9 protein-coding genes and 1 pseudogene are annotated in these 12,993 nt (G+C 70.7%); 8 read left to right on the top strand and 2 right to left on the bottom strand.

Features of this window, described 5'->3' with window-relative positions; translation table 11 throughout:
• The 3 genes and pseudogenes from J8G10_RS17020 to J8G10_RS17010 all read left to right on the top strand — a co-directional run.
• The coding region (locus tag J8G10_RS17020) for a glycoside hydrolase family 3 C-terminal domain-containing protein (protein ID WP_251447731.1) at positions 1-1,603 on the top strand (1,603 nt) is incomplete at its 5' end.
• 148 nt (positions 1,604-1,751) lie between these two features.
• Positions 1,752-2,576: pseudogene (locus tag J8G10_RS19650) on the top strand (MFS transporter); the annotation flags it as partial.
• A gap of 76 nt (positions 2,577-2,652) precedes the next feature.
• The gene (locus J8G10_RS17010; RefSeq protein WP_251447727.1) at positions 2,653-2,931 is read left to right on the top strand and encodes a hypothetical protein; all 279 of its coding nucleotides are present in this window, start codon (positions 2,653-2,655) and stop codon (positions 2,929-2,931) included.
• A 296-nt stretch (positions 2,932-3,227) separates the two neighbouring features.
• Here the strand turns inward: J8G10_RS17010 and J8G10_RS17005 are convergent, their stop codons facing one another.
• Together J8G10_RS17005 and J8G10_RS17000 are read right to left on the bottom strand one after the other, a co-directional pair.
• On the bottom strand, positions 3,228-4,889 hold the full coding sequence (locus tag J8G10_RS17005; protein WP_251447725.1) for a glycoside hydrolase family 13 protein: 1,662 nt from the start codon (positions 4,887-4,889) through the stop codon (positions 3,228-3,230).
• A 222-nt stretch (positions 4,890-5,111) separates the two neighbouring features.
• A complete protein-coding gene (locus J8G10_RS17000; protein WP_251447723.1) occupies positions 5,112-6,041 on the bottom strand; it encodes an NAD(P)-dependent oxidoreductase in 930 nt (309 codons plus the stop codon).
• A 212-nt stretch (positions 6,042-6,253) separates the two neighbouring features.
• Here J8G10_RS17000 and J8G10_RS16995 point away from each other — a divergent pair, with 212 nt between their 5' ends.
• From J8G10_RS16995 to J8G10_RS16975, 5 genes are all read left to right on the top strand, one after another.
• Positions 6,254-7,552, top strand: coding sequence for a sugar ABC transporter substrate-binding protein (locus J8G10_RS16995; RefSeq protein ID WP_251447721.1), 1,299 nt, complete (start codon positions 6,254-6,256; stop codon positions 7,550-7,552).
• Positions 7,553-7,554: 2 nt separating this feature from the next.
• A complete protein-coding gene (locus tag J8G10_RS16990; RefSeq protein WP_251447719.1) occupies positions 7,555-8,502 on the top strand; it encodes a carbohydrate ABC transporter permease in 948 nt (315 codons plus the stop codon).
• Positions 8,499-9,440 (top strand): carbohydrate ABC transporter permease, encoded by a 942-nt coding sequence (locus J8G10_RS16985; protein ID WP_251447717.1) that lies wholly within the window; start codon positions 8,499-8,501, stop codon positions 9,438-9,440. Before J8G10_RS16990 ends, J8G10_RS16985 begins: the two co-directional genes overlap by 4 nt.
• A 64-nt stretch (positions 9,441-9,504) precedes the next feature.
• Positions 9,505-11,343, top strand: coding sequence for an amylo-alpha-1,6-glucosidase (locus J8G10_RS16980; RefSeq protein WP_251447715.1), 1,839 nt, complete (start codon positions 9,505-9,507; stop codon positions 11,341-11,343).
• Positions 11,344-11,676: 333 nt separating this feature from the next.
• Entirely contained in the window at positions 11,677-12,993 is a 1,317-nt protein-coding gene (locus J8G10_RS16975) for an ABC transporter substrate-binding protein (RefSeq protein ID WP_251447705.1), read from the top strand.

The following is a 12,993-nucleotide window of genomic DNA, read 5'->3' as shown; positions in this document are numbered from 1 at the left end:
GTTCGAGCGGGTCGCGCGGGAGGGGTGTCGCACGTTCATGCTCGGGTATCAGAGCACGGACGGGGTCCCGATCACGGTGAACGACTGGCTGCTGTCGGACGTGCTGCGTGGGGAGTGGGGGTATACGGGCACGTTGATCACGGACTGGGACAACGTGGGCCGGATGGTGTGGGAGCAGAAGGTGCAACCCGACTACGCCCACGCCGCCGCCGCGGCGGTCACCGCCGGCAACGACATGGTGATGACGACCCCGCACTTCTACGAAGGGGCATTGGAGGCCGTGGAGCGGGGGATGCTGTCCCCGGACGCGTTCGATACCGCCGTGACCCGCATCCTCACCCTCAAGTTCGACCTCGGCCTCTTCGAGAACCCCCGACTCCCCTCGCCCGGGCTCGACGCGGTGGTGGGCAGCGGAGCGCACTCCGACCTCAACCTCGAGATGGCGCGGCGCTCGCTCGTGCTGCTGGAGAACGACGGGGTGCTGCCGCTCGGCGGGACAGCGCCGCTCACGGCCGCGGATCCGATCCGCGTCGCCGTCGTGGGTCCGCTCGCCGACGACGCGCAGACGCAGCTCGGCGACTGGGCCGGCGGATCCGGACAGGCCGGCTGGCTGGACGGCCAGCCCCGAGAGATGATCACCACGGTGCTGGACGGTCTGCGCGCGGTCGACGGACTGGCCGTACGGCACGCGCACGGCGCCGACATCCTCACCCTCGAGGACGATCCGCTCGGCGCCACCTTCCCCGACGGCCAGCCCCGCCCGCAGGTGGTCGTGCCCGCGGAGCCGGATCCGCGTCTCCTCGCCGAGGCGGTGCGGGCCGCGGAGGCGGCCGACGTCGTCGTGGCGGTCGTCGGCGACCGGATCGAGCTCGTCGGAGAGGGCCGCTCCACCGCGACCCTCGAACTCATCGGAGCCCAGAACGCCCTCCTCGACGCCGTGATCGCCACCGGGACACCCGTGGTCGTGGTGCTGCTGGCGTCGAAGCCGCTCGTGCTCCCGGCATCCGCGTCGAGGGCCGCCGCCGTGATCTGGGCGGCGAACCCCGGCATGCAGGGCGGGCGCGCGATCGCCGAGCTCCTCACCGGCGCGATCGAGCCGCAGGGGCGGCTGCCGATCTCGTTCGCGCGGCACGTCGGCCAGCAGCCGACCTACTACAACCAGATCCGCGGACAGCACGGCACGCGCTACGCCGACCTCACCCAGGCGCCGGCATGGACCTTCGGCGAGGGCCTCTCGTACACGACCGTGGAGTACTCCGCGCTCGCGCTGGTGTCGTCGTCGCTCGGTGCGGACGACACGATCGTCGCCGAGGTGACGGTGGCCAACACCGGCACCCGCCCGGTGCGCGAGACCGTGCAGGCGTACGTGCGTGACGTCGTCACGAGCACGAGCTGGACCGACAAGGAGCTCAAGGCGTACCGCCAGGTCGACCTCGCCCCGGGGGAGTCGCGCCGGGTCGTGATCGAGCTGCCGGTCGCCGACTGCACGATCGTGGACGCCGCGGGCGTCCGCCGGGTCGAACCCGGTGCCTTCGAGCTGCTGGTGGGTCCGTCGTCGCGCGACGAGGTGCTCCTCACCGCGGCCTTCGAGGTGGGGGCCTGACCGTCGGATCCGACAATTCGTCCGGAATCCTTGCAAAAGTTTCCGCCCGGCGGATCCGCTCTGCTTGGATGACCTGGTGCGAACGACTGATGAGGACACCGGCTTCCGGCCCGGAGCGCTGATCTGGCTCGCCGTCGCGACCTTCTCGATGGGCATCGACGGCTACGTGCTGGCAGGTCTGCTGCCCCAGATCGCCACGGATCTGCACGTGGACGCGGCGGCCGCCGGACAGCTCATGAGCGTGTTCGCCGCGACCGGTGCGATCGCCGGCCCGGTGCTGGGCGCGCTCACCGGACGGTGGGAGCGCAAGGCGACGATCGTGCTCGCGCTCACCGTGTTCGTGCTCGGCAACCTGCTGGTTGGGCTGGCCCCCACCTACTTCTGGGCGATGGCGGGCCGGGTGATCTCGGCCGTGGGCGGTGCGCTGCTGAACGCCGTGATCGGCTCGTACGTCATCGCGCGCACCCCCGCGCACTATCGGGGCAGGGCCCTCTCGCTCGTCATGGGCGGCTTCCTCTTCGCGACCGCGCTCGGCGTGCCCGTCGGGCTCGTGATCGGGCAGACCGACTGGCGGATCCCGCTGTTCCTCGTGGTCGGCGTCGGCACGGCCGCGCTCGTCGGCATCATCGCGCGGGTGCCGCGTCTGCACCTGCCGCCGCTGTCGCTGCGCGCGGCGCTGAGCCCGCTCACCCGGCCCGCGATCCTCGCGGTTCTCGTGGTCCCGATGGGGCTCATGTGCGCGAGCTACCTCTGCTTCACCTACGCGACGCTCATCCTGGGACCGCGCATCGGCGAGGGGTACCCGATGATCGGCGCGCTCTTCGGCTACGGCATCGTCAGCCTCGTCGGCAACATCGTCTCGGGCCGCGTGACCGACCGCCGCGGCCCGGTCGCGGTGCTCACCGTCATCGTCGCCACGGTGCTCGCCGCCGCCCTGCTGGGCTGGGCGGGGCTGATGCTTCCGGGCATCGCGGGAGCCGTCGCGGGACTCGTCTGGTTCCTGGCGTGCGCGTTCTTCAACGGCGGTTCCGGCGTCGCGGCTGGCGACGATGGTGCCGCCCGCGGTCGCTGCGCTCGTGCTCGCCCTGAACAACAGCGCGATGATGCTCGGCAGCGCGCTGGGCAGCGCCCTGGGCGGGCTCGCCCTCGCCGCCGGCGCCCTGCCGGACCAGCTGCTGCCGCTGTCGGGGGTCGTGCTCGCCATCACCCTCGGCGTGCAGCTCACCACCGCAGTGGCGCATCGGCGCCGGGCCCGGAGTGGCGCGGATACGGGCGAGCTCGGTGCCTCCGTGCCCCTCCCGGAGTCGTTGAGCGAGAACCGGGCGTAGCGAGGAGCGAGACGAGACGCGGCGGTCTCTCGCGAGAGCGCCGCGTTTCGTCTCGGTCGCCTTCGGCGGCCTCGCTCAACGACCCCGAGGGGTTTCGGTCGCCTTCGGCGTCCTCGCTCGACGGCCCCGAGGGGTTTCGGTCGCCTTCGGAGTTCTCGCTCGACGGCCCCGAGGGGTTTCGGTCGCCTTCGGAGTTCTCGTTCGACAACCCCGAGGGGTTTCGGTCGCCTTCGGCGGCCTCGCTCGACGACACCGAGGGAGGGCCGTGCTCGGCGGCCCGGCGGTCGTCAGCGACCTCAGCCGAGGGTGTACCAGGCGGCGGAGTCGGGGGGCAGCACGGTGCCCGCGTCCGGGGCGCTGTGCACGAGCACCGTGGCGCCCGAGGGAAGCGCGAGCGGTGCGGAGCCGAGGTTCGCCGCGATGTGCAGCTCGCCGCGGCGGAACGCGACGGCATCGGATCCGAGATCCTCCCAGACGAGCGACCCGGATCCGAGTCCGCGCTCCTTCCGCTGCCGCAGCAGCTCCCGGTAGAGGGCGAGGGTCGACGTGTCGGATCCGTCCTCCCGGGTGCGGGCGTACTCGGCCCACTCCGCGGGCTGCGGCAGCCACGAGGCGCCGGTGTCGTTGAAGCCGTACGACGGCGCCGTGCCGCTCCACGGCAGCGGCACCCGGCAGCCGTCGCGACCGTAGCGCTCGCCCTCCGTGCGGAACCAGGTGGGATCCTGGCGGAACTCGTCGGGGATCTCCATGGCCTCGGGAAGACCCAGCTCCTCGCCCTGGTACAGGTAGGCGGATCCGGGCAGCGACAGCATCACGGTGGTCGCGGCGCGGGCGCGTGCGAGGCCGAGGGCCCGGTCGGGCTTGGGCTCGTCCCGCGGGCCGATGCCGTCGCCCTGAGGGTTGTCCCAGGTGAGCGCCAGACGCGAGGCGTGGCGCACGACGTCGTGGTTCGACAGCACCCAGGTGCTGGGGGCGCCGACGGCTCCGAACGCGTCGAGGGAGTCGCGGATCACGGCGCGCAGGTCTCCGGCGTTCCACGCGGTCATCAGGTAGTTGAAGTTGAACGCCTGGTTCATCTCGTCGGGGCGCACCCACAGCGCGATCTGATCGAGCGTCGGCAGCCAGGCCTCGGCGCAGAGGGCGCGGTCGCCGTCGTAGGCCGCGAGAACGTCGTGCCAGTCGCGGTAGATCTCGTGCACGCCGGGCTGGCCCCAGTAGGGCACGTCGTCCTGATCGCCGCCCATCGAGTCGGCGTCGGCGGCGGGCGTGTAGTCCGGCAGCCCCGCCTTCTTGATCATGCCGTGGGCGACGTCGACCCGGAAGCCGTCGACGCCGCGGTCGAGCCAGAAGCGCAGCACGCCGCGGAACTCCTCGCGCACCTCGTCGTTGGTCCAGTCGAAGTCGGGCTGGCTGGTGTCGAAGATGTGCAGGTACCACTGCCCCGGCGTGCCGTCGGCCTCGGTCACGCGGGTCCACATGCCGCCGCCGAACACGCTCTGCCAGTTGTTCGGGGGCAGCTCGCCGTGCGCGCCCTTGCCGTCGCGGAAGATGTAGCGGGCGCGCTCCGGGCTGCCCGGGGCGGCCCTCAGTGCGGCCTGGAACCACGGGTGCTGGTCGGACGAGTGATTGGGCACCAGGTCGACGATCACGCGGATGCCGCGGGCGTGCGCCGCGGCCAGCATCGCGTCGAAGTCGTCGAGCGTGCCGAAGAGCGGATCCACGCCGCGGTAGTCGGAGACGTCGTAGCCCGCGTCCTTCTGCGGGCTCGGCATGAACGGGCTCAGCCAGATGGCGTCGACGCCGAGGTCCTGCAGCGCGTCCAGCCGTGACGTGATGCCGGGCAGGTCGCCGATGCCGTCGCCGTCCGCATCCGCAAAGGAGCGCGGATAGATCTGGTAGATGACGGCGGTGCGCCACCACTCGGAACCCGGGGCGGACTGCTGCTCGATCTCGGCCATGCGATCAGGCTACCGGGACGCGGGGGATCCCGGAAACGCGGGGATCGAATCGGTTCGATCGGCGGCGGGGCGCTGCGGTGAGGTCCCGGGTCCGTGCGCAATTCAGGCTGGATGCCGTGGGGCTGGTTCCCGACCCCGCAGAATCCGCAGATCCGCAGGGGTGGGACCGGCGTCTGGCCTGAATTGTGCGCGCGGGAGTACCGCCAGTACGGGGATCCGGGCTCAGCGGGGGATGAGGTTCGCCGGCTCCTCGCCCGCGAGCATGCGCTCGATCTGCAGGCGCACGAGTGCGGCGATGCGCGGGTTCATCGCGGTCGAGGCGCCGCCGACGTGCGGCGTGAACAGCACGCCCGGAGTGGTCCAGAGCGGGTGCCCCTCCGACAGCGGCTCCGGATCCATGACGTCGAGCGCGGCGCGGATCCGGCCGTTCTCGGCGACCAGCGCATCGGTGTCGACCAGGGTGCCGCGACCTACGTTCACCAGCAGTGCGCCGTCGGCCATGCGCGCCAGCATCGCCGCGTCGAACAGCCGGTGGGTCGCGGGGCCTCCGGGCAGCGACAGGATGACGATCTCGGCCTCGGGGAGGAGCGTGGGCAGGTCGGCCAGCGCGTGCACGGCGATCTCGCCGAGGCCCTCGACGACCTCCGTGCGGGCGGTCTGGCCGACCGCCGTGACGGCGACCTCGAAGCCGGCGAGCCGGCGGGCGACCGCCGTGCCGACGCCGCCGATCCCGACGAGCAGCACCCGGCGGTCGGAGAGGCTCGACGTGAAGGCGCGGTCCCACACGCCCGCGTCCTGCGCGCGCACGAACCGCGGCAGCTCCCGCTGTGCGGCGAGGGTCAGTGCCAGGGCGAGCTCCGCCGTGGCCGGCTCGTGCACGCTCGCGGCGTTCGCGAACGGGATGCCGGCGGGAATGCGGTCGATCACGGCCTCATAGCCGATCATCTGCCCCTGCACGAGGCCGACGTCCAGGTCCGCCAGTGCGGTGAGGTGCTGCCGGCCGAGGTAGGACGGCACGACGATGTCGATGCGCTGTGCGGGCGGGGGCGTCGCCATGTCCCACACGCGCACCTCCACTCCGTCGGGCAGCGGGCCGCGGGCGATGACGTCGGCGGCGAGTTCGGCGGTGGGGACGGTGACGAGGAGGCTCACCCTACGAGCGTAGGTCGTGCGCGCGATGCCGGAGCAGGCCACTCGGCGAGGACGGGATCCGGCACTCGGCGAGGACGGGATCCGGCGCTCGGCGAGGACGGGATCCGGCGCTCGGCATCGCCGCCGGCGGTTGACATCCTCGTCAACTGTATACATAATACTGAGTGCGTCCCGCACCCGAACGGCCCTTCAACGACGAAAGAGGTGGCGCCATGCCCCGCTCGAACCCTCGCCTGCTCCGCACGCTCGCTGCGGTCTCCGCCGGCGCCCTGATGCTCGGCCTCGCCGCCTGCAGCGGCGGAGGCGGCGCCTCCGCCGGTGGCAAGACCACCCTCGTCTGGTCGACCTGGGGCAGCGCCGACGAGCTCAAGCGCTATCAGGACTTCGACAAGGAGTTCATGAAGAAGCACCCGGACATCACCGTCAAGCTGCAGCCCGTCGCAGGATACGACGACTACCACTCCAAGCTTCTCGCACAGCTCACCAGCAACACCGCCCCCGACGTGTTCTACGTGGGCGACGACATGATCGGCCAGTTCGTCGGCTCGAACCGGCTCATGCCCGTCAAGGCGCTCATGGACGGCCCGAAGAGCCAGAGCAAGCTGGACGACTTCTCGCCGGGCCTGTTCGGCGCGGCGGAGAAGGACGGCGAGATCTACGCGGCCCCGAACGACTCCAACCCCGACGTGTTCTGGTACGACAAGGAGGCACTCAAGGCCGCCGGCATCACCGACGACCCGGCCACGCTCGCCGCCGAGGGGAAGTGGACGACCGCCGCCTACCTCGACATGAACAAGAAGCTCAAGGATGCGGGCCTCACCGGCACCATGTTCTGGAACTACTGGGCCACCCAGTGGAGCTGGCTGAGCTCGCAGGGCGTGGACGCGCCCTACGACGAGAGCGGGAAGTTCGTCGCGAACAAGAACCCCGACGCGGTCAAGGCGCTCGACCAGTTCGGCTCCCTGTTCCAAGACAAGACCTTCGTCGTCGCCGACACCCTGCCCGAGGGGGCGGGCGCGGACAGCGTCTTCGTCTCGCACAAGGCCGGATTCTTCGTGCAGGGCCGCTACACGATCGGCACGGTCGAGGCCGCCGGGGTCAAGGACTCCTACGACATCGCCCCCTGGCCCACGCCCGACGGGAAGGCGGCCCCGACGGGCGTCGCGACCTCGTTCCTCGCGATCAACAAGAACACCAAGGTCAAGGACGCGGCGTTCACGTTCTGGACCGAGTTCCTCTCGGCCGAGGGCCAGACCTTCCGGCTGCAGGGCGGCGGCAACGCGGTCCCGTCCATCAAGGGCGCCGACAAGGTCGTGCTCGACGGCTACCCGGCTCACGCCCAGACGTTCCTCGACATGCGCGACATCGGCTTCGTCAACTACGCGACCGAGGCGAAGCTGCCCGGCATCCGCTCCGGCATCGGCGACCAGTTCCTCGCCCTGTACAACGGCAAGCAGGACGCACAGGCGACCCTCGACGCGGTCGGCAAGCTGGTCCAGAACGGCAAGTGACGATGAGCACGCAAGCCGTGACCACTCGGGCGTCGTCGACGGCGCCCGAGTGGCGGCGTGAGGCCGGCTGGCGGCGGCGCGACCGTCGCTGGGGCTACGCCTTCGTCGGACCACAGCTGGTGGGGATGGGCATCTTCGTGCTCCTGCCCTTCCTCGCCAGCCTCGTGCTCGCCTTCGCGAAGTGGGACGGCCTGACCGACCTGAGCTGGGTCGGCCTCGACAACTTCGCCGCGGAGCTGTCGGATCCGCTCTTCGGCCGCGCGATCGTGAACACCCTGCTGATCGCGATCATCACGGTCCCGATCGGCCTGGCCCTCGCGGTCGTCATCGCGGTCGCGCTGGAGAAGCTCAAGACCCGCACCCTGTACCTCGTGCTGTTCTTCGCCCCGGTCATGACCTCGACGGTCGCCGTGGCGATGATCTGGCAGCAGATGTTCCGCGCCGACGGGGTGCTCTCGACCACGATCTCGAAGGTCTTCGGGGTCACGCCGCCGGACTGGCTGCAGGATCCGCGCCTGGCGCTCATCGCCGTGTGCATCGTGACGATCTGGTCGTCGCTGGGCCTCAACGTGATCATCTTCCTCGCCGGGCTGCAGAACATCTCGCCCTCGGTCATCGAGGCCGCGCGGATCGACGGCGCGGGCGCCTGGCGGCTTTTCACGAGCATCCGGCTCCCGCTGCTCTCGCCGATCGTCTTCTTCTCGTCGGTGGTCGCGTTCATCTCGTCGCTGCAGACCTTCGACACGGTCTACGTGCTGGTCAAGAACGCCGGTCCGGACAACGCGACCCGCACGATCGTCTACCACATCTACGACCTCGGCATGAAGCAGTTCAACTTCGGCCTCTCCAGCGCGGCGAGCATCATCCTGCTGCTGCTGACCCTGGTCATCACGGCGATCCAGTTCGCCGCCCAGAAGAAGTTCGTCCACTACGAGGATGACCCCGCATGAGCGTCGACGCCCCGCATCTGACCACCGGAGGCCGCGCACCCGCCACCGACTCCACGATCGCGCTCGTCGCACCGGGGCGACGGATCCGGCCGAAGCCGGCCGGCAAGGGCGCGCGCCGTGCCTCCGCCACGATCCTGCACGTCGTGCTGATCGTCGCCGGGATCGGGATGGTCTTCCCGTTCCTGTGGATGCTGCTGACCTCGTTCAAGACCCTGCCGCAGCTGCTGAAGGATCCGCTGTCGGTGATCCCGAACCCGTGGACGTTCGACAACTACGCGCAGGCGTGGGAGGCCGTGCCGTTCGCGCAGGCCTACCTGAACAGCGCCTACATCGCGGTGCTCGTCGTGATCGGCACGCTGATCACCGCGTCGATGGCGGGCTACGCGTTCGCGCGGATCCGGTTCCGCGGATCCAAGGTGCTGTTCATCGTGTTCCTCGCGACGCAGATGATCCCGAAGCAGGTCACGCTCATCCCGTTCTACCTGCTGATGACGCAGCTGGGCTGGGTGGACTCGCACCTGGCGCTGATCATCCCCGGCATGATCGCGAACCCCTTCGCCGTGTTCCTCATGCGTCAGTTCGTGCTGGCGCTGCCGAAGGAGCTCGAGGAGGCGGCGCTGGTCGACGGGGCCGGGCGGATCCGCACGTTCTTCACCGTCATCCTGCCGAACCTGAAGCCGGGGCTCGCGGCGCTGAGCATCATCGTCGCCATCGACGTGTGGAACTCGTTCCTCTTCCCGCTCGTGCTGCTGAACACCCCCGACCTGTTCACCGTGCCGCTGCTGCTGCAGTCGTTCCAGGGCCAGTTCGGATCCGTGAACTACGGGCTCGTGATGGCGGCCTCGGCGATCTCGACGGTGCCGATGCTCGTCGTGTTCGTGATCGGGCAGCGCCGGATCCTGAACAGCATGGCCGCATCGGGACTGGGAGGGCGCTGAGGTGCAGCAGACCGGGGAGTGCGAAGCCGAGGCGCACGAGGGCGGCGTGCGTTCCGTCGATGGGATGACCGCGGAGTCCCTCGCGCGGGCGGCGGGGCGCCATCTCGACCTGGAGACCGCGCCGTTCACGATCCCGCGCTCCCGGCTGCTCGTCTTCCGGGCCGGCGACGGCGTGCGCGTGCACACCTCGGAGTACGAGCGCAGCCTCGAGGAGTGCCGGGTGCTGGATGCCCTCGTCGTGCGCGACGCGCACGGTCGCGTGCTCCCGGTCGCCGACGTGCAGCCGCACCGGATCTCGTTCGGCGCGGTGGCCGCGATGGCCCCGTCGCCCGGTTCGCCTGGTTCGCCTGCCTCGACCGCTTCTCCCTCTTCGCCGACCCTGCCCTCGTCTCCCACGTCGCCTGCCTCGCTGGCGGAACCTCCGCTCCCGTCGCAGAAAGTGTCGGAAAACGGGACGGAAAGCGACGATAATCGCGACCTGAGCGGGGTGTCCCTGACCTTCGACGGGCTGCGGGCTCTGAGCGTGGGCGGCGACCCCGCGGCCTCGGTGCGGATCACGCGGCCGGACGGATCGGTCGAGGAGCACCGGATCGGATCGGGCCTGCGGCTGGACGTGGCCGACGACAGGAGCGTCACGGTCGCGGCGCAGCCCGCCGGCGCCCACACGGCGGCGGAGGAGGCCCGTGCGGCCGAGTGGGCGGACTGGTTCGACCGCTGCCCGCGGGTGCGCGCCGACCTGCAGGACATGGCGGCGTTCTGCTGGTGGGTGCTCGGCGCGAACATCGTCGAGCTGCCGGCGCTCGCCGGGGCCAGGGCGGTCGTGCCGTCGAAGATCGGCTACGTCGGGCTCTGGCAGTGGGACGCGTACTTCATCGCGGTCGGCCTGCGCCACGGGGATCCGGCGCTCGCGCGCGAGCAGCTCGAGCTCGCGTTCCGCTTCCCCCGTGCGAACGGACAGCTTCCCGACGTGGTGCACGAGGAGGGTATCCTCGCGACGAGCGACGACCTGCCCGAATCGGACCGGGCGAACCTCCGCCGCGCCGGATCCCGGATCGCGGATCCCACGGCGCCGGTGCCGCTGACCAAGCCGCCGCTCGCCGCCTGGGCGCTGCGCAAGGTGCTCGAGGTCGAGGACGCACCGGACTGGGCCGCGGCGCAGCTGGAGCGCGTGATCCCCTCGCAGGACTGGTGGTTCGCCGGTCCCGCGGAGAACGGGTCTGACTTGGACGGCGACGGGCTGCCCGAGTACGGGCATCCGTACTCGTCGGGTCTCGACGACAGCCCGGTGTTCGACGGGCCGATCCCGACCACGGCGCCGGATCTCGCCGCCTACCTCGTGCAGCAGGACCGCGAGATCGCGGCGCTCGCCGCCCGGTATCTGCCCGGCCATGACCCGGCGCCGCATCTCTCCCGCGCCGATCGCACCGCGCAGCTGCTCGTGGAGCGGCTCTGGGATCCCGCCGAGGAGCGGTTCATCGCCCGCGGCGCGGGGGAGCGCATCGCGAGCGACACCGTCCTCGGGCTGCTGCCGCTGCGCGTCGAGGGGCTTCCGGCCGAGATGCGCTCCGCGCTCGTCGATGCGATCGGCGACCCCGCGCGCTACGGCCTCGCGTGGGGGCTGCCCACGGTCTCCGCCGCGGATCCGGACTTCTCCGCGGAGCGGATGTGGCGCGGGCCGATCTGGGTGAACACGAGTGCGCTCATCGCGGAGGGGCTCGACACGGCGGGCGAGCCCGAGCGTGCCAGGGCGCTGCGCGAGCAGACCGTGCGCCTGGTGATCCACGGCGGCGGCCCGCACGAGTACTTCAACCCGCGCACCGGTCTCAAGGCCGAGCGCGCGACGACCGCGTTCGGCTGGTCCGCCGCGCTGTTCCTCGACCTCGCGGTGGCGCTGAGCCGCTGACGTCGCGGCGCTCCCGACGCCCCGCTGTTCGGCGACGTCGCGCGCCGGGCTCCCGCGCGCCCGCGCGCCGGATCCGCGCTCCCAGATCCGCGTTTCCCTCCCCTCACCGTCTTTCCCTCCCCGCAACTGCGCCTGTGGGGGGAGGGAAAGACGCCCAGGGGAGGGGAACGCGGACCAGGGGCGCTCCTCGTGCTCGGGCGGACCAGGGGCGCCCCTCGCGCCCGGCCCCTGCGACCCCTCACCATCGGGAGGACCGTCGCTCGGCGGATCCGACGTAGTGTTTGCGTCACCATCCGTGTACTGTATGCAATACACAATTCTGACGAGGAGGTCATGATGAAGCGACGCGGCATGTTCGCGCTGGCGATCGGGGCGACGGCGGCCATCGCCCTCTCCGGATGCGCCTTCGGCGGCGGAGCGCCCTCGAAGAACGAGACCCTGAAGCCCGGAGCCGAGGCGACCGGCACGATCACGATCTGGTCGTGGGACGTCGCCGCGACCGCGCTCAAGCGGCTCGGCGCCGACTACGAGAAGTCCCACAAGGGCACGACGATCAAGGTCGTCGACATCGGCTACGACAACGCCTACGACAAGATCTCGGTCGGGCTGCAGGCCGGGACGGGGCTGCCGGATCTGATCACGCTCGAGACCGACCACAACCAGAGTTACATCACGCAGTTCCCCCAGGGGTTCTCCGACCTGTCTCCCGTGCTCGGCGACAAGAAGGCCGACTTCGATCCGTTCAAGTGGTCGACCGGCACCGACAAGGACGGCAAGCTGCGCATGGCGCCCTGGGACTCGGGCACCGTCGGCCTGTTCTACCGCACCGACTACTTCCAGGCCGCCGGCGTGGATCCGGCCTCCGTCAAGACCTGGGACGACCTCGTCGCCGCGGGCGAGAAGATCAAGGCGGCCACGGGGCACACCCTGCTCACCGCCGATCTCTCCGCCGGAGGATCGCTCTCGATGTACCTGCAGCAGCAGGGCCAGGGATTCTTCGACGACAAGGGCGACATCACCGTGAACTCGCCCGCCGCGGTGCGCACCCTCACCCTGCTGCAGACGATGCAGAAGAAGGGGCTGATCACCAATGCGAAGGGCTGGGACGCGAGCGTCACCAGCGCCAAGGACGGCGACTCCGCGGTGACCCCCGAGGCGGTGTGGTGGATCGGCACGCTCGAGGGCGAGGCGCCCGAGCTCAGCGGCAAGTACGCCGTGCGCGACCTGCCCGTCTTCGACGATTCCAGCGCCCCGACCTCGAACAACGGCGGATCCGGTCTCGCGATCCCCGCGCAGGCCAAGAACCCGCAGCTCGCGGCCGACTTCCTGGCCTTTGTGCTGGCGAACACCGGCAACCAGTCGAGCATGATGCAGAAGGAGGGGCTCTTCCCGGCCTACCTGCCCGCGCTGAAGAGCGGCTTCTTCGAGCAGTCCAGCGACTACTTCGGCGGCCAGAAGGTCTTCCAGACCTTCGCCGAGCTGACGCCGAAGATCCCCTCGATCTCCTTCACCTCCGACCAGTCGGTCGCGAGCGACGCCGTGGCGAACGCGGTCGGCGCCGCCGTGCTGAACGGCGAGGATCCGAAGAAGGCGCTGGACGACGCGGCCGCGCAGATCGCGAACTCGACCGGCCGCAAGATCGCGGGCTGA

Origin of the sequence: Microbacterium sp. USTB-Y (assembly GCF_023703415.1) — a bacterium.
Lineage (GTDB): Bacteria > Actinomycetota > Actinomycetes > Actinomycetales > Microbacteriaceae > Microbacterium.
The sequence above is the reverse complement of the archived record's forward strand: the minus strand, read 5'-3'. Positions and strand labels throughout refer to the sequence as shown.